The sequence below is a fragment of the Niallia sp. FSL W8-0177 genome (assembly GCF_038006285.1).
Lineage (GTDB): Bacteria > Bacillota > Bacilli > Bacillales > Cytobacillaceae > Niallia > Niallia circulans_A.
The window spans coordinates 625,239-642,376 of sequence record NZ_JBBOUX010000001.1 but is presented as its reverse complement, the minus strand read 5'-3'; the positions used below and the strand labels follow the sequence as shown (position 1 = coordinate 642,376).

Genomic DNA, 17,138 nt, shown 5'->3' with positions numbered 1-17,138 from the left:
ACAAATTAGAATAATAATCTAACCAATATTATCTAGTAAAGGCCGCTGGAACTCCTCCATCTACTGTCAGCATGCATCCAGTAGTTTTCTCCGCTTTGGAGGAAGAGAAATAACAAATCGCTTCCGCTATATCCTTTGGAAAAATATTAACTAATAAAGTGGTCCGTTTTTTATAATGCTCTTCTAATTGATCTGGTTCAATTCCATAGTTAGCTGCTCGCTCTTCACGCCACTTAGAGCCCCAAATAGCGGATCCTTGTAATACGGCATCAGGTAAGACAGTATTAACACGTATACCGAATTCTCCTCCCTCTGCTGCAATACATCGTGCAAGATGCGCTTCCATTGCTTTTACAGAACTATAGGCCGTAACATTCTTCCCTGCGTAGACAGAGTTTTTAGAACCAATGAAGACCATACTTCCACCTAGTCCTTGTTCCTTCATTTGTTTGAACGCTTCTCTTGCAACTAGAAAATACCCTGTACCAAGAACATTTAAGTTTAAATTCCATTCTTGTAGAGACGTTTCGTCAAACGGGCTAGAAGTAGCAAGACCAGCGTTATTGACGATGATATCCACACCACCAAAGGTTAGAGCTGTTTTCTTGTACGCTTCTTTCACCGCATCTTCTTTTGTTACATCCATCTTAACAGCTAATGCTCTCATGGAACCATACTTCTCATTTATTTCTGCTGCAACCTTTTCGGCACCTTCTATATTAAGATCTGCAATAACAACATGTGCCCCTTGCTCTGCAAATAGTCGACATGTTTCACTGCCTATCCCACCAGCTCCACCTGTAACAAATGCGACTTTACGAGAGAATTCAGCTTCTTTCGGGGCAAGAGCTAATTTATACAATTCTAGTGGCCAATACTCTATTTTAAATGATTCATTTTCATTTAACGAGACGAAATTACCTAAGGTGGTAGTTCCCTTCATAACAGAAATTGCACGGTGGTATAAAGCGCCGCTTACTGCTGCCATAGCTAGTGTCTTCCCAGTGTTAACCATACCAATACCAGGTATTAAAATAACACGCGGAGCAGTTTCAGAAATTTGATCTCCAGTCTCTTTGTTTCTATCAAAATACGATGTATATTCTTTTTTAAATTCTTCTACACCTGATTTAATCTTTTCTTTTAAACTAGCAATATCTTTCGTTGTTGGATTCCATTCAATATATAAAGGCTGTCTTTTCGTATGTACAAGATGATCTGGGCATGCTGCACCAATTTGTGATAAGGTTTTCGCATCCTTGCTATTTACAAATTGAAGCACATCAGCCCCTCTATCGTAGGTTAACAGCATTTGTTTTTCTCCACTAACCGCGCCCCGGATTACTGGCATTACTTGGCTTAAAATTTCTTCTGCCTCTTCTTCATTTAAAGCAGGATATTGTTCTCCGCCAAATACTTGCTCCTCGTCTATTTTATTATGAATATATTTTTCCGCTTCGTTAATAATTGAAATTGTTTTGTTATAGCTTTCTTCGGCAGTTTCTCCCCAAACAACAAGACCGTGTTTTTCCATTAATACTAATTCTGCATTTGGATTATTCTTCACACCTTCTGCAATCATTTTAGATAAGGTGAAGCCAGGACGAATATACGGTACCCAAACGAAACGATTCCCATATATTTCTTCGGCAATTTGTTTTCCATTATCAGCACAGCAAATACTAATAATAGCATCGGGATGTGTATGATCTACATGTTTATACGGTAAAAAAGCGTGTAATAAAGTTTCAATAGATGCCCTTGGATGAGAACGATCAATCATACAATGAGATAGATAAGCAACCATTTCCTCATCTGACATTTCTTTTCTTTCCATTAACGGTTTTATATCCTCTAGCTTTAGACCAGTAAAATTATGCGCTTTCATTGTTGCTAAATCTGAACCACTTCCTTTTACCCACATTACTTCTATGTCTCTACCACGAAAATCCTTTTCGATTGTTTTCATTGAAGTATTACCGCCACCCCAATTACATACTGCTCGATCTGTTCCGATTAAGTTGGAACGATATACAAGTTCTTCTAATCCCTTATTTAACTGCGAAGCTTTTTCATTATTCCATAAATTCTGTACCATTAATATTTCTCCCTTCAGAAATTGTTTTTTTATACCCCAAATACATTATATAATATGTTTGTTTGTTTTTGAAATAGTTTATTTGTTTTTATTTCTCTTTTTAAAGACTAATCCTCTTAAAAGGGAAGAATATGATGTGTATCTATGTTACGCTTTCGCTTATTATTGTTTTTTAGTGAGTTAAGATGTATTTTCGCTTTCTTTTGCTTGATGAACGCCACTTTTCTCTTTGACCTTCTTCTTTCTGACTTTCATTCCCTTCATGAACACTACTTTTTCCGAATGTTTTTGTTTTTTGGGCTTTCATCCTTTTAATGAATGCCACTTTTCTTTTTCCCGTCCTACTTTTTGGCTTTCATTCCTTTTATGAACATCCCTCCCGCCGAATTCTGTCACTTTGTCGCTCTTCTTCAAAAAAAGAAGCTTTAAGACAGGTTCACCCTATCTTAAAGCTTCTTTACTGTTTACTTCCCTAGCATTTCTACAGTTTCTTCCACGCCGACTGCATATGCTGCAAATTTCCCATCTTTGATTTTTATCATCGTTGGTGTTCCTGTAATCTCAATTTCTTCCGCGTTTTCTGGTACTTCGTTTCCGAAAGCAGTATTATGTGTTGCAATGATTTGGTTTTCTTCGTTCGCGACAATTCCCCAAGCAGTATTTTTATCATTTTGGAAATTCTCTATGTTTATGCCCTCATTCCATACTTCTTTCCCGTCTTCGATTTTCCCAATTACTTGGTCATACTTTTTATGATGCTCTTCCCAGTCATACCAGCTCGATTCATTTTTTTCATCCTGCATATCTACAACATAAATAGGTGTGTCACCGTTATTGCTAAAAGAAAGAACATCTTTTTCAATTTGTTTACAGTATGTACAAGTGGCTTGCCAGAAATAAACGATATATTCTTCCTCTTGTTGATTAAAAGTAGCTGATGCATTTATTTTCTGTATGTCTTCAATTGCGTCATTATCCTTACTCTTTAGTGTCCATATAGCTGCGATACAAATAATAATAATTACCACAATTACACTAAATATAATAATCGGTCTATTTTTTCTTTTCATTCTCAATCTCCTTTTTCAAACCCTATTAACTATATTCTATCTAAAAAGCTCTGTAAATAAAGCATCAATCCTCCACTAAATTCAACATAATTGTGAACATACCTATTTACCAACGACAACTGAAATGGGAGACTTTTTAGCATAAATTCACAATATTCGTCTTATTCATTCCTCCTATGATAAAATCAAACTATCTGATAAAGGAGTTGAATCGCATGAAAGAAAATATAATAAATCGTTTTGTATCGTATGCAGTTGTCGATACCCAATCAAATGAAAATAATTTAGAATGTCCGTCTACACCAGGACAATTAACATTAGCCAATTTATTGGTGGAAGAGCTTAAAGAAATTGGTATGGAAGAAGTAACGATTGATGAAAACGGTTATGTGATGGCAACTTTGCCAGCAAATACTGAGAAAAAAGTGCCGACAATCGGCTTCCTTGCTCACTTAGATACTGCTACTGATTTTACAGGTAAAAATGTACGTCCACAAAAAGTGGAAAATTATGATGGGGAGGATATTACCTTAAACGAAGATTTACATATCGTTTTATCTCCTAAAGATTTTCCAGAATTAAAAAATTACGTAGGACATACTTTGTTGACAACGGATGGCACAACCTTACTAGGAGCAGATAACAAAGCAGGTATTGCAGAAATTGTAACAGCTCTTATTTACTTAAAAGAAAACCCAGCAATTAAACATGGTAAAATTAGAGTGGCATTTACACCAGATGAGGAAATCGGCAGAGGTCCACATAAATTTAACGTAAAAGCCTTTAATGCTGATTTTGCTTACACTGTTGATGGCGGGCCATTAGGCGAATTGCAATATGAAAGCTTCAATGCTGCTGGCGCAAAAATCACAGTGAAGGGAACGAATGTTCATCCTGGTACAGCAAAAGGAAAAATGGTTAATAGTATGAAAATAGCGATGGAATTACAAAACCGCTTACCAGCAAATGAGGCACCTGAATATACGGAGGGCTATGAAGGTTTTTATCATTTACTATCCTTTGAGGGAGACGTGGAAGAAACAAAGCTTGCTTATATTATCCGTGATTTTGATCGTACTTCTTTTGAAGAGAGAAAAAGAATCCTGCAGACAATTGTAGCGGAGTTAAATGAAAAGTATGGTGCCGAAACAGTAAAACTGGAATTAAACGACCAATACTACAATATGCGGGAAAAAATTGAACCCGTAAAAGAAATTGTGGATGTAGCCTATCAAGCAATGGTAAATCTCGGTATTACACCAATTGTTCAGCCAATTCGCGGTGGTACAGATGGTTCACAGTTATCTTATATGGGATTGCCAACTCCCAATATTTTTACAGGTGGAGAAAACTTCCATGGTAAATATGAGTTCATTTCTGTCGATAACATGGTAAAAGCAACAAATGTAATCGTAGAAATTGTCCGCCTATTTGAAGAACGTGGATAAAGGAAAGAAGGCTTTTGAGGCCTTCTTTCAGCTTGCTGACAAAAGGAATTTAGGAAATGCAAATAGAATTATTATGCATTGCTTGGAGTGAAAGGGGTGAGACTCCTGTGGGATCTGCGAGACAACCTGAGACCCTGCAGGCCTTTAGGCTGAATCGTCTCAGCGCGAGCCCACGGAAAGCGAACCCCTGCAACGGAAATCAGCTCTTATTTATTAGAATGTATATTTTTTATTTCGTTAACCGAAGTAAATTTTGTACTTTTAACAGTTTAGTATATAATGATTCAGTGCCAAATCCCTATTTTCTATGGATTTAGTGGTGAAAGAAAAGATTAGAGGAGTTTTGCAATGGATACAATGAGTAAGATGCAAGAAGAAGTAACACAAAATACAGAATTACATCACTATATATTAGAAACTTTTGGACTTCAATCGAAGAAAAAAAGAGTTCGTAAAAAACTTTTGAAACAAGTAATCTCGCAAGAAAAAGTTCTAAAAAAATTGGTGAGCGAATTTAAGAATACAGACCAAGAACAGCCTGTAGTTTCTAGAAAAGAAGAAGTAAGCACTGTTTCCTTTGAGAAACTACCCGTTACTACTCTATTAAAAATCGGGAAAGAATTTTTTAAAGAAGAAGAAAGTGTTCGTTTTTATTATAATAAAAACAAAGAACCTTTCTACAAGAATAAAGAAATGCTTATTGCATGTATTTCAACAAATTATGCTGCAGCACCAGCTGATATTCAAAAAGAAATCATAACTAAACTATAATTCTTCACTATGATGAGATTCACTTATGGATAGCCACTTCTATTTATCCTCTTATTCGAACGAAGTGGCTACAATTTTTTATCCTCACCTTTCATAAAAACAAGCAAGCGCATCCAATCAGCTTGTTCGATATCTCACAATCTGCTATAATTTTGATGTAATACATAGATTAAGAAAGGGAGGCATACAAATGATTAAGATTGCACCCTCCATTCTCTCCGCTGATTTTGCTAAGCTAGGGGATGAAGTGAAAGATGTAGAACGAGGTGGCGCTGATTACATTCATGTGGATGTAATGGATGGTCATTTTGTACCAAATATAACTATTGGCCCACTTATTGTGGAAGCAATTCGTCCTGTGACAACTTTGCCATTAGATGTTCATTTAATGATTGAAAATCCAGATGCTTATATTCCAGCATTCGCTAAGGCTGGTGCTGATATCATCACCGTACATGTAGAGGCCTCTCGCCACTTGCATCGTACTATTCAATTAATAAAAGAACAGGGCGTAAAGGCTGGAGTAGTATTAAATCCAAGTACGCCAGTAGAAATGATTAAGCATATTATCGAAGATATTGACATGGTTCTATTAATGACAGTTAATCCTGGTTTTGGCGGACAGGCTTTTATTCCTAATGTCCTTCCTAAAATTAAAGAAGTACGTCAGTTAGCAGATCTGTTAAATCCAACACTTGATATTGAAGTAGACGGTGGTATTAATACTGAAACTGCTGTATTAGTCAAAGAGGCAGGCGCGAATGTTCTTGTTGCCGGATCATTTATTTATAACAATCCTAATCGTGAAGAAGCAATTAAAGCAATACGTGGATAAAATAGTAACAAGGAGTCTATAAATTTAGATTCCTTTTTTTTATATTTTAACTAACCCAATTGTATGATGTTGGTACAATAGACTTTCTATTAAAGCTACTTGAGTCTCCTCACAATGAATAACGATAATTAACTCCGCTTTACTTGGCTTTATCTCTTCTTTATTTCTCCACCGCTTATACAAATAATCTACCGGAATAGTGATACAAATTCCCGCTATTAAACCAATTAATCCCCAAAGAATTGGACCTAAATAAAGAACAAATCCATAGATGGTCCCCAAAAGCATCATAATCATACTCACACTAGCAACAAAGAACATATTAAAACCATCTGCATTGAAAGGATCCATATATTTTTTCTCTACCCCTTTTTTATTAAGAGATGATACAAATATATCTTCCTTGCGAATATGATGTTTTTCTAATTCATGTAGTACCAATTCGACTTTTAAGGAATGATCAAAGACGGAGATAATATTCATGGATTATTGTCCTTTATTTTAAAGTTTCTTTTAAGATAAAAAGAATATTTTTGTTCAAGATAATGGCTCTGTTCTAGTCTAAACAGTTGATTCATTTCGATGGCATGGTAATATGTATCACATGCAGCAAATAGATAAATGGACGGCAGAAACAGAAGCCATTCTATATTAATAATGGAGGTCGCTAAACCGTACAATCCTCTGCAAGTGAAATAAATTCCTTCTAATGCTTTTGAATGGTAGATTATGATTAGATGACTAGCTAATAAAAATGAACCCGTTAAAAAGTTTCTAAGAATTAAATGACCAAGACCTGGAGTAATGATGGACCAAAATACTGGTACCCATTTATTTACTCGCTGCAAATAATTGATTCCCAATGGATGGATGACAAATGGCATTAGTGGATATCTTTCCTCTTTAGCTAACTTAGAAAATTGATTAATATCCGTAGTTATTCTGTATGCATCCCATGCATTAAAAATATAAATTCCTACATAGAAAAAAAACCATCTTATATCCAGCGATTCAGCAGCTAATTGAAATTCGCCAATACAGGAGTACAAAATAGCTAAATTTAAATGCGCCTGTGTATTAATCAAAAATTCCCATATAAATAAAAGTACTCCTATCAATAACTTTCCAACCATAATATGACCAGTACCTGGCATGGCAAGAGCCCACCATAGTGGCATCAAAGGATTGCTTACACTTAAATAATTTGTTCCAATAATAGACATATTCATGTTTTTATGTCTATATGCTTGCTCATTGAATTGTTGCACCCGTGCTCACCAACTCGTTTTTTTCTAGTATGCTTCCTTCTGCTAATTTTTTATACATATATTTCGAATCAAATTAAAACTACTCACTTGAAGCAAAAAAATTATATTAAAAACATTATTATTTTTCACAATAAAATGATTATTATGAATTTAGACTCTAAAAAGCCACAATTTATTCCAATTTTATGCTCTAGCAAAATTTTTTTTGACAAGTCTAGTATCTTTTCAGTATTATATTAAAATAATAGAGGAGGTTTCTTTAATGTCAGATTTAAATAAACAGAAAATTGTGGACAGTGTTCCCCAAAAGGGATTTTTTGGTCACCCTAAAGGGTTGTTTACACTTTTCTTTACAGAATTTTGGGAAAGATTTTCCTACTATGGGATGAGAGCCATCCTAGTTTATTATATGTACTACGAAGTATCTAAAGGTGGATTAGGTATTTCCGAAGGTACGGCGATTGCCATTGTATCTATCTACGGTTCACTCGTTTATATGTCTGGTATAATTGGTGGATGGTTTGCAGATAGAATATTTGGGACAAGTAAGGCCGTTTTCTATGGCGGTATATTCATTATGCTTGGTCACATTGTATTAGCTGTGCCGGGTAGTATTACCATGTTCTTTATTTCCATGATTTTAATTGTTATCGGAACAGGATTATTAAAACCAAATGTATCAAGTATTGTTGGAGAAATGTATAGTCCAGAGGATGCGCGTCGTGACGCAGGTTTTAGTATATTCTACATGGGAATTAACCTTGGTGGATTCCTGTCACCAATTATTGTTGGCGAAATTGGAATGAATTATAGTTTCCATCTTGGTTTTGGACTTGCTGCAATTGGTATGTTATGTGGATTAATTGTATTCATGATGACAAAGAAGAAGAATTTAGGTCTTGCTGGTACATTTGTGCCAAATCCATTATCTAAAAAAGAAAAGAAAAAGGTATATTCTTCTATTGGTATTAGCATAGTGGTCATTGCCATCATTTTAGCTATTTTAATTCCATTGAAAATCTTAACTTTCGAATCTTTTGTCACAATTGTCGGAATTCTCGGCTTCTTAATTCCAGCTATTTATTTTATTGTTATGTATCGCAGTCCAAAAACTACTCGTGATGAGCGTTCTAGATTGATTGCCTATATCCCACTGTTTTTAGCTGCCGTTATGTTCTGGGCGATTCAAGAACAAGGATCAACCATTCTTGCAGCCTATGCTGATAAACGAACACAATTAGAGTTTGGCAGATTTAGTCTTTCACCAACTATTTTCCAATCAATCAATCCATTGTTCATTATTATATTTGCACCGGTATTTGCATGGATTTGGGTTAAGCTTGGAAATCGTCAACCTTCTGTTTCTAAGAAGTTTTCAATTGCTTTATTGTTTGCCGGTTTATCCTTTATCATTATGATGTTACCTGCTTATTTAAGCGGAGTAAACACATTAGTTAGCCCATTATGGTTAGTATTAAGCTATTTCCTAGTAGTAGTTGGAGAGCTATGTATATCTCCAGTTGGCCTGTCTGCTACAACTAAACTGGCGCCAGCGGCTTTCTCTGCACAGACAATGAGTCTTTGGTTCTTATCCAGTGCTGCTGCCCAAGCACTAAATGCACAAATCGCCCCATTATTCACAAAAATATCTGAAGTTGCATATTTCGGTATTCTTGGAGGAGTAGCTATTTTCTTAAGTATTATCCTTTTCTTGTTATCACCTATGATTCAAAACAAGATGAAAGGAATAAAGTAAACAAAAAAGTGGAGGATATGCCTCCACTTTTTTAATGTAAGTGAAAGTTAAATTTGTCCCTAACACATTTAACTCCTTCTGTTACCTTGCGGACTTTATATGCCTACTAAATTCTTTTTGAGCAATTTTAAAGCCCGATGCTGTGTCGTCTTCACTTTACTTTCAGACCACCCCAAATTCAAAGCAGTTTCTCCTATAGACAATTCCTTTAAATATCTGCAGTAAATTACTTTTTTTTGATCTTCTGTACAACAATAAAGTAAATGTTTAATCCAATCAAGCTGTTCTTTCTTCATGGCAACTTCATCAGGAAGAGCTTGTTCATCCTTTATATGGATAGGTATTTCACAATCAAAGGTATAGGAATTTTTTTGTTTTCTAAAATGATCAATGGCAATATTTTTAGCAATTGTATATAGCCAAGTTCGCTCACTACTTTCCCCTTTAAAGAGACACTTTGTTTTTAGCAATCGTATAAAAACTTCTTGTACTAAATCTTCTGCCTCTTCCTTTTTCACCCCTAAATAGATCAGAAAATGAATTAATTCTTGACTATATCTTTCATAGAGCTCTTCAATCGAACCCATTTCCCCCACCCCTAACAAAACCAGTGAATCAACGGACAGATAACAATCAAAAAACTCCTATTACTAAAATTCCAGAGAGCATTTTTTATTCCATTATTAAATAGTAAGTATGTATTTCTTGCGAGTTCTTCATTTAATTATTACTATCCTAAAGTATTTATCTTTTTTGTTACAAAGCAATTACAAAACTATTTTATTGTAACATCAATGAAATATATTATACATCTTAACGTAATAAAAATTCCAGTTTTTTCTTTAAAAATTGATTAATTTTCTATTCATTTTATTAAATCATTAATTGTAACTAAATTCTTTTATTGTAGTTAGTTTCCAACATCCTAGTTGAGGGGGTTTTTTAGCAATACTAAATTCAAATACTTATATTTTCTCCATAAAATTGCGGATGGTTATTGTCGATTGAAGTAACGTAGATGTTACTTCTTTTACAATGGATATACCATGGGTGGAATCACCATGAATACATATGGTATCTGCTTGAATAGGTATCTCTTCACCTTGTACAGAGGTAACCTTTTTATTCTTAACCATATCAATTATCTGTTTAGCTGCCTGTTTAGGGCAGTCGATAAGAGCTTGTTTATGTGTACGTGGGGTTAAACTTCCATCTGATTGATAAGTTCGATCTGCAAATACCTCGTTAGCAGTTTCTAAGCCATAACGTTTCCCTGCTCTAATCAATTCACTGTTCGCTAAACCGAATAGAATATACGCAGGATTTATCTTGTAAATAGCTTTGGCAATCGCATCAGCCAATCGTCCATCTTTCACAGCCATATTATATAACGCACCATGTGGCTTTATATGCTGCAAGGTTCCGCCCTCTGCTTTCACAAATGCTTCTAATGCTCCTATTTGATAAATGACTATATCATATACTTCATTGGGTGATATATTTATTTCTCTCCTCCCGAAGCCAAGAACATCATTAAAGCCTGGATGGGCACCAATCGCCACTTTATTCTCCAGTGCAAGATTCACCGTTTTCCTCATGGTAGTTGGATCACCGGCATGAAAACCACAAGCAATATTTACACTAGTTACATAGGGGATAATTGTTTCATCATTCCCAATTTGATAAGCACCATAGCTTTCCCCTAAATCACAATTTATATCAATAGACATATAGGCTCCTCCTATTTAGTAAATTTCTTCCCCTATTTATTCACCTCAAGCCCCAATATAATGAATTCTAGAATACAGATGACTAAACCTCCTCTTCTCTACTATTTCCCTTTTCACTTTACAAAAAAAAATACGGAAGTCCTACAAAGGGGCTACCGTATTTCCATTGTTATATTTATGTTTTTCATCAAACTTTATTTTAAATATGCTGTCGTCAGAAGCAATTACTGACCATATTTATACAGTCTCTATTTGTAGGGACTCCATCTCTTTATCATCAGTTCATGTAACTACTTTGTAGTAATCTAGCATCGTGATTAAGATCTCTTCATATCAATAATAAATTTATACCGGTCTCCGCGATAAATAGATTTCACATATTCAAAAGGAGTTCCATTAGCCAAATAACTAAAACGCTCCATCAGCAGCACCGGTGCCCCCTCTTTAATCCCAAGAGATGCACTTTCATTTTTATGGGATAACGTTGATTCAATTGTTTGGGTAGCGTGACTAATCTTTTGATGTAAAGTTTGCTCCACATATTCATATATAGAACCATGTAAAGTCTCTTCCTGCAGCTCCTTAATCAAGAGCGTCGGAAGGTAGGAAGTTTCAAGGGCCATTGGGATATCATCCGCAATCCGTAATCGGCTAACCTCATAAACTTGGTCGCCCTCTTCTATCTTCAACTTACTGGCAATGCCTCTTGGACAAGGAATTATTTTAAAATCAAGAATTTTTGTTTTTGGTGTTAACCCTCTTGAATGCATATCTTCCGAGAAACTTGTTAATCCAGAAAGCTCTTGTTCTACCTTTTGTGCAGCAACAAAAGTCCCTTTCCCTCTTTGACGAACAAGTACGCCTTCAGCTACTAAGTTATTAATAGCTTGACGAACCGTCATCCTGCTAATACCGTATTTTTCGGAAAACTCCCGTTCCGAGCTAATAGGGTCACCAGGCTTTAGCTCTTTAATAATTTCTTTTATCTCCATTTCTAATTGATAATAGATAGGAATATGTGAATCTTTAATGATCAACTATACACACTTCCTTTATTTTCTTTCAAAATAGATAAAGCCTCCTGATCAGCGATAATTGTAACATCCGGATGCTTTTTCAAAATAGAAGCTGGAAGATCCTCTTTTATATCGGAATGAAATAACTGATTAAGCACAGATGCCTTCTTCACTCCAGACACGAGCAATAAGATTTTCCGACTTTTCATTATAGTGGAAATCCCCATAGAGATAGCATGTGTTGGTACCTCATCCATACTAGTAAAATAGCGAGCATTTGCCTCTCTTGTCGAGTCAGCTAATTGAACAACATCAGTTGTAGAAGAGAACGAAGTACCTGGTTCATTAAAACCGATATGTCCATTTTCACCTATTCCTAAAACTTGCATATCCATTCCACCAAAAGAATCAATCAGTTTCTCATAATTTTTTCCTGCTTCTTTATCATCAATATTTTTGGCAAAAGGCAAATGAGTTTGATTTTCAGGAATATTTATATGATTAAATAAGTGTTCTTTCATATAATAGCTATAACTTTGAGGATTATCCTCTTCTAAACCAACATATTCATCTAAATTAACGGTGATAACTTTTTCATAGGATGTTTGGTTCTCCGTAAAATCCTTTATTAAATACTGATAGGTTCCTACTGGAGTTCCCCCAGTAGCAAGACCTAGCACACTATTTGGCTTCGTTTGTATTTGCTCTATTATTTTTTTGGCTGCTACTTTACTCATTTCATCGTAGTTTTGAACTTCAATTAATTTCATGCTGAAAATCCTCCATTCGAATATACAATTTTCCCTTTACAAATTGTTAGTGCCACTTGATTATTTTCATCTAATACGACTAAATCTGCATCTTTACCTTTTGCAATACTTCCCTTTTTATCCAAGACACCAATTTGCTTAGCTGGATTATAAGATGCCATCTTGACAACATCCTGTAAAGAGCATCCTGTAAATTTCATCATATTATTGATAGCATCATTCATTTTTAATGTACTACCCGCAAGAGCACCATTTTCTAATAACGCTTTTCCATCACGAACAATTACCTTTTGCCCACCTAAGGATGAAATACCATCCGCAAGCCATTTTGCCCGCATGCTATCTGTAATGAGAATGATATGTTCAGCCCCCTTTTGTAAAAAAGCAAGTTTAACTATTTCTGGATGAATATGAACACCATCGACAATCATTTCAGCCATTAACTCCGAATGGAGCAAGGCTGCGCCTGCAACTCCTGGATCACGATGATGCAGACCTCTCATTCCATTAAACAGATGAGTAACATGATTTACACCAGCTTGAATGCTTGATAATACTTGCTCATAAACTGCATCTGAGTGCCCTATTGATGGAACGATATTCTCTGCCTTTAAATAGCGAACAAGCTCAAAGTTTTCATCTTCCTCAGGTGCCATCGTAACAAGTTTGATTTGATTATTGGATAATGTCTGCCATTTTTTAAATAACTCTACATTCGGCTTTTTAACAGATTGGACTGGCTGTGCTCCAACTCTCTTTTCGGAGATAAAGGGACCTTCTAAGTGAATCCCGATGATTTCTGCTTTTCCTGATTGATCAGCTGTCTCGACATACTGGGCAATAGTTGTGAGCGCATTTTCAATACTTTCTACCTCTTGTGTCATGGTAGTTGCTAAAAAGCTTGTTGTTCCTTCTTTTGGCAATGTCTCAGCCATAATTTCTAAGGCTTGCTGTGACGCATCCATTGCGTCAGCATTATTTGCTCCATGGATATGAATATCAATAAACCCTGGTATTAAATTCATACCCTTTGGAAAATCTAGTATATGTGCATTTTCCCATTCTTTTTCAAGGAAGGAGTCCATTAACCCAATCGAATTAATTTTCCCTTCCTTCACAACTACATACCCATTTGGATTAACTTCCGTTTCTGTGTAAATACATACATTTTTTAATATTAATTCTTTTGCTTCATCCGTTATCATGATTCTAAAAGCTCCTTTTTTTAAAAATATGCGTATCTATATATCTAGATGTCTATACCAGTTGATTTATACTTATTCTTCTTGGATGATTAAATATTAACCTATCAGATATTCACTATTTTTCTATTTCCCCAAACTAACTAGCGGTAATCGGTTTCACCTCAAATTATAGTTATTTCCTTTTATTTCGTCAAGTTCCTATTGTCCTTCTTGCTGCTATTTCTAAAAATATGAATAAATGATATCGGCTAAATCCACTTTTAGCTGATATCATTTAGTTGAACTTACATTTGCCTAACACTTTCGCGGTAAATAATTTCATACCCAGAAACTGTTTTCATGGGAGTATCATCACCATTAATGAGACTTAACATCTTTCTGGCTGCTAGATTGCCAGCATCTTTATAAAAAAACTTTGCAGTGGTTAAACCTGGATATATCATCTCAGTCATTTCATACCCACCAAACCCGGTTATGGACAGATCGCAAGGAATAGAAATCCCCTTCGAATAGATTGCTTTCATTGTTCCCATGGCAATATTATCTGTAGCACATACAATGATGCTAGGGTGAAATCGATCGATTATTTCAGAAACAATGGAAAATGATTGTGTTTCTTGATCCATCTTCACCTCAAAAAATTGGACATCTATATTTGCTGTTTCCTCGATACTTTTCTTAAACCCTTCTTTCCGATCAATTCCTATTGCAACATTTTTTTCTTGGAGACCAAGGAAGGCGATTCTTTTATGCCCTTGAGAAAGTATATATTTCCCTAATTCATATGCTGCTTCATAATCATTATGAATTAAACTTGGAATCTCCTCATGCTGTTGCCCTACAATAAGCACAGGGATTCCTAGTTGTTTAATGATCATTAAATGGCGATTCGTAACTTCTGTTGCTAATAAAATGATCCCAGCAACCTTCTGTCTTACTAAAGAATGAATATTTTCTATTTCCCGTTCCAAATCTAAATTTGAATGAGAAATTAACATTTGATAATTCCTTGCCTTCAACTCTTCATCTATTCCTATTAAAGTCCGTGAAAAAGCATACGAATCTAATTGAGGCACAATTGTTCCAATAATATTTGTCTTCTTTGCTTTTAAGCTTTGAGCAAATGCATTAGGCGTATAGCCGGTTTCTTTGATAATATGCTGTATTTTTCTTTTCGTGGCTTCACTGACAGAACCTTCATTTAAATATCTAGAAACAGTACTTTTGGCCACGCCCGCAAGTTTAGCGATATCACTAATAGTTGTCACCTATAAACCTCCTTATACATTGCTTTCTTCCAGAAAAATCAATTATAGAGCAGGCATTCTTTGAAACCCGCTAATTAAGAAAGCCTTTTCATTTTTCCTTGATGTAAAGCTAGATTTCCTTACTTGTTCTTCTCTCTCTATATTATACAGGATAAAAAACAATAACGTATGCACTATTTTTTCTATTTATGGAAGTATACCTTGTAGCTTGTTGATTCATAATGATTGCTATAAGGACTTTCTTTTAGTTTTAATTATGAAGGTAGGGAATGCAATGAAAAATATATCATCTCTTCGAAAAAACAATAAATATAAATATGAACTATTACAGAGTGCAAACTATTTAGAACAGCCGATTATTTCTGTTATTACCCCCGTATTTAACAATGAAAAAACGATCCAGAAGACGATTGAATCGGTTTTACAGCAATCCATTATGCCACAGATTGAATATATACTTATTGATGATGGCTCTAAAGATCAAACTCGTTCTATCTTGAAGAAATTTGTTAACGAGCATCCTAATATTAAACTCGCTCTTCTAGCGAAAAACACAGGCACACCTGGCTATCCTAGAAATTTAGGCATTGAACTTTCATCGGCCCCTTACTTAACTTTTTTAGATGCAGATGATTGGTTTGAAAAGACTGGCTTGGAAAAACTCTATAGTGTACTAAATGAAACAGATGATGATTATATAGTGGGAAAAACAATTAAAGTCACGTCTAAAAAAAATGCCATAGTAGGCGAACACGAATCATGGAAAGAAAGAAGAAGTATCCCCCCGGCGAGTATCCCACATATTTTTCATCATTTAGGACCTAGGGCAAGATTAATGAAGTCTAGCATTATAAAACAGAACCAAATTCAATTTCCTGAGATGAAGTATGGAGAAGATAAGCAATTTTTCATGGAAGTATTGACTAATTGTAAAAAAATCTCAACAACAGAAGCTGTTATCTACTATTTAAATCGCTTAGATGATAATGACGAATCCTTGACGAAGCAGACGAATGTATTAAATAAAATGCATTGTAATCGAAAAGTAATCAACTACTTTAAAGAGAAAGAAATGGATTCAGAGTTAAAGCGAATGGTCCTTAATCGCTTGTATGAATTTGATTGCTTTAATCGATTTATAAATCGGTATCATACGCTAAGAACGGAAAACAATCAAACATTTAAAGGGAAATTAGATGAGTTTTTAAAAAGGAAAGCATATATATCCACCATGAAAAAAATGTTACGGACGACTTCTTCGTTGGATTATGAGATCAGTGACCATTTTTACCATCCTTATAATAAGGTTTGTTATCAGTTATTTTCACAAAAACGCTATAAGGATATCGAAACATTATTTCGATGGATGAATCAAGAAAAAATAAAAAAACATGTAGTTAAAGATGATACTGCTTACTGGGTTTCTCCGCTAAGCTCGCCTTATAACTTTATTAGAGTCCCTATGTATGCTGAATTAATAAATTGTGAATATACGAATGGTTTCTTCCGCTTCGATATTCGTATTGCAGGTGATCACCCAAAAGAGATTGAACATCTCCTGTTCCGCGATCGAAACAACATCCATAACCAGTTTATGTTTTCGATTGAACCATATGAAGGGGCTTTAAAGAGAATTATGGTACCAGAAGCATTCTTTACCGCTCTTGGAAAATCAGTTTATACTATTTATTTATCTTATAGAGATTATCATAAAGTTCAATTACATATCCCGAACCCTAAGCTCCGGTTAAAAAAGCAGCAAACAGATAAGCAGCATTTTTATAAAACCATTCACAATCACTTGGCGCTAAAGGTTCTTTAATATTAAGTTTAAGAGTTGATTTCTTAGAGACCGCCTGTTTTCTTATAAAACGAGTGATCTCTAAGAATTTTTTTCATCTCT

The 17,138-nt window shown here is 34.9% G+C and carries 16 protein-coding genes; 5 read left to right on the top strand and 11 right to left on the bottom strand.

Features of this window, described 5'->3' with window-relative positions; all coding sequences use genetic code 11:
- Positions 1-28: 28 nt before the first annotated feature.
- The 3 genes from NST77_RS03125 to NST77_RS03115 form a co-directional block, all read right to left on the bottom strand.
- Positions 29-2,098 (bottom strand): bifunctional aldolase/short-chain dehydrogenase, encoded by a 2,070-nt coding sequence (locus NST77_RS03125; RefSeq protein ID WP_095329947.1) that lies wholly within the window; start codon positions 2,096-2,098, stop codon positions 29-31.
- Positions 2,099-2,270: 172 nt separating this feature from the next.
- On the bottom strand, positions 2,271-2,405 hold the full coding sequence (locus NST77_RS03120; RefSeq protein WP_286167819.1) for a hypothetical protein: 135 nt from the start codon (positions 2,403-2,405) through the stop codon (positions 2,271-2,273).
- Positions 2,406-2,562: 157 nt separating this feature from the next.
- Positions 2,563-3,168: a thioredoxin fold domain-containing protein gene (locus tag NST77_RS03115; RefSeq protein ID WP_095329948.1), complete on the bottom strand. Its 606-nt coding sequence runs from the start codon at positions 3,166-3,168 to the stop codon at positions 2,563-2,565.
- Between the two features lie 215 nt (positions 3,169-3,383).
- Here NST77_RS03115 and pepT point away from each other — a divergent pair, with 215 nt between their 5' ends.
- From pepT to rpe, 3 genes are all read left to right on the top strand, one after another.
- Complete coding sequence (gene pepT / locus NST77_RS03110) at positions 3,384-4,616, top strand: peptidase T (RefSeq protein WP_095329949.1); 1,233 nt, start codon at positions 3,384-3,386, stop codon at positions 4,614-4,616.
- Between the two features lie 348 nt (positions 4,617-4,964).
- Positions 4,965-5,387, top strand: a complete 423-nt coding sequence (locus NST77_RS03105; RefSeq protein ID WP_095329950.1) for a hypothetical protein — start codon at positions 4,965-4,967, stop codon at positions 5,385-5,387.
- A gap of 190 nt (positions 5,388-5,577) precedes the next feature.
- A complete protein-coding gene (gene rpe / locus NST77_RS03100) occupies positions 5,578-6,222 on the top strand; it encodes a ribulose-phosphate 3-epimerase (RefSeq protein ID WP_095329951.1) in 645 nt (214 codons plus the stop codon).
- A gap of 39 nt (positions 6,223-6,261) precedes the next feature.
- Here rpe and NST77_RS03095 read toward each other — a convergent pair whose 3' ends face one another.
- Both NST77_RS03095 and NST77_RS03090 read right to left on the bottom strand, forming a co-directional pair.
- Positions 6,262-6,705: a hypothetical protein gene (locus NST77_RS03095; protein ID WP_095329952.1), complete on the bottom strand. Its 444-nt coding sequence runs from the start codon at positions 6,703-6,705 to the stop codon at positions 6,262-6,264.
- Positions 6,702-7,490, bottom strand: coding sequence for a hypothetical protein (locus NST77_RS03090; protein WP_095329953.1), 789 nt, complete (start codon positions 7,488-7,490; stop codon positions 6,702-6,704). The genes NST77_RS03095 and NST77_RS03090 overlap by 4 nt, the downstream gene beginning before the upstream one ends.
- 262 nt (positions 7,491-7,752) lie before the next feature.
- Here NST77_RS03090 and NST77_RS03085 point away from each other — a divergent pair, with 262 nt between their 5' ends.
- On the top strand, positions 7,753-9,246 hold the full coding sequence (locus tag NST77_RS03085; protein WP_095329954.1) for a peptide MFS transporter: 1,494 nt from the start codon (positions 7,753-7,755) through the stop codon (positions 9,244-9,246).
- Between the two features lie 95 nt (positions 9,247-9,341).
- Here the strand turns inward: NST77_RS03085 and NST77_RS03080 are convergent, their stop codons facing one another.
- From NST77_RS03080 to NST77_RS03055, 6 genes are all read right to left on the bottom strand, one after another.
- Positions 9,342-9,833, bottom strand: coding sequence for an RNA polymerase sigma factor (locus NST77_RS03080; RefSeq protein WP_095329955.1), 492 nt, complete (start codon positions 9,831-9,833; stop codon positions 9,342-9,344).
- Positions 9,834-10,211: 378 nt separating this feature from the next.
- Positions 10,212-10,976, bottom strand: a complete 765-nt coding sequence (locus NST77_RS03075) for a LamB/YcsF family protein (RefSeq protein WP_095329956.1) — start codon at positions 10,974-10,976, stop codon at positions 10,212-10,214.
- 317 nt (positions 10,977-11,293) lie between these two features.
- Positions 11,294-12,013, bottom strand: a complete 720-nt coding sequence (locus tag NST77_RS03070; RefSeq protein ID WP_095329957.1) for a GntR family transcriptional regulator — start codon at positions 12,011-12,013, stop codon at positions 11,294-11,296.
- Positions 12,010-12,762 carry a glucosamine-6-phosphate deaminase gene (nagB, locus tag NST77_RS03065; protein ID WP_095329958.1) on the bottom strand — a complete coding sequence of 251 codons (753 nt, stop codon included), beginning with the start codon at positions 12,760-12,762 and terminating at the stop codon, positions 12,010-12,012. Before nagB ends, NST77_RS03070 begins: the two co-directional genes overlap by 4 nt.
- Positions 12,759-13,967, bottom strand: coding sequence for an N-acetylglucosamine-6-phosphate deacetylase (nagA, locus tag NST77_RS03060; RefSeq protein WP_095329959.1), 1,209 nt, complete (start codon positions 13,965-13,967; stop codon positions 12,759-12,761). Before nagA ends, nagB begins: the two co-directional genes overlap by 4 nt.
- A 284-nt stretch (positions 13,968-14,251) precedes the next feature.
- On the bottom strand, positions 14,252-15,235 hold the full coding sequence (locus NST77_RS03055; RefSeq protein WP_095329960.1) for a LacI family DNA-binding transcriptional regulator: 984 nt from the start codon (positions 15,233-15,235) through the stop codon (positions 14,252-14,254).
- 274 nt (positions 15,236-15,509) lie between these two features.
- Here NST77_RS03055 and NST77_RS03050 point away from each other — a divergent pair, with 274 nt between their 5' ends.
- On the top strand, positions 15,510-17,057 hold the full coding sequence (locus NST77_RS03050) for a glycosyltransferase family 2 protein (protein WP_164463593.1): 1,548 nt from the start codon (positions 15,510-15,512) through the stop codon (positions 17,055-17,057).
- Positions 17,058-17,138: the final 81 nt, after the last annotated feature.

Excerpts from the sequence above, each read along its gene's own strand:
- NST77_RS03125 (WP_095329947.1), bottom strand. The coding sequence starts at position 2,098 with ATGGTACAGAATTTATGGAATAATGAAAAAGCTTCGCAGTTAAATAAG.
- NST77_RS03120 (WP_286167819.1), bottom strand. The coding sequence starts at position 2,405 with ATGAAAGCCCAAAAAACAAAAACATTCGGAAAAAGTAGTGTTCATGAA.
- NST77_RS03115 (WP_095329948.1), bottom strand. The coding sequence starts at position 3,168 with ATGAAAAGAAAAAATAGACCGATTATTATATTTAGTGTAATTGTGGTA.
- pepT (WP_095329949.1), top strand. The coding sequence starts at position 3,384 with ATGAAAGAAAATATAATAAATCGTTTTGTATCGTATGCAGTTGTCGAT.
- NST77_RS03105 (WP_095329950.1), top strand. The coding sequence starts at position 4,965 with ATGGATACAATGAGTAAGATGCAAGAAGAAGTAACACAAAATACAGAA.
- rpe (WP_095329951.1), top strand. The coding sequence starts at position 5,578 with ATGATTAAGATTGCACCCTCCATTCTCTCCGCTGATTTTGCTAAGCTA.
- NST77_RS03095 (WP_095329952.1), bottom strand. The coding sequence starts at position 6,705 with ATGAATATTATCTCCGTCTTTGATCATTCCTTAAAAGTCGAATTGGTA.
- NST77_RS03085 (WP_095329954.1), top strand. The coding sequence starts at position 7,753 with ATGTCAGATTTAAATAAACAGAAAATTGTGGACAGTGTTCCCCAAAAG.
- NST77_RS03080 (WP_095329955.1), bottom strand. The coding sequence starts at position 9,833 with ATGGGTTCGATTGAAGAGCTCTATGAAAGATATAGTCAAGAATTAATT.
- NST77_RS03075 (WP_095329956.1), bottom strand. The coding sequence starts at position 10,976 with ATGTCTATTGATATAAATTGTGATTTAGGGGAAAGCTATGGTGCTTAT.
- nagB (WP_095329958.1), bottom strand. The coding sequence starts at position 12,762 with ATGAAATTAATTGAAGTTCAAAACTACGATGAAATGAGTAAAGTAGCA.
- nagA (WP_095329959.1), bottom strand. The coding sequence starts at position 13,967 with ATGATAACGGATGAAGCAAAAGAATTAATATTAAAAAATGTATGTATT.
- NST77_RS03050 (WP_164463593.1), top strand. The coding sequence starts at position 15,510 with ATGAAAAATATATCATCTCTTCGAAAAAACAATAAATATAAATATGAA.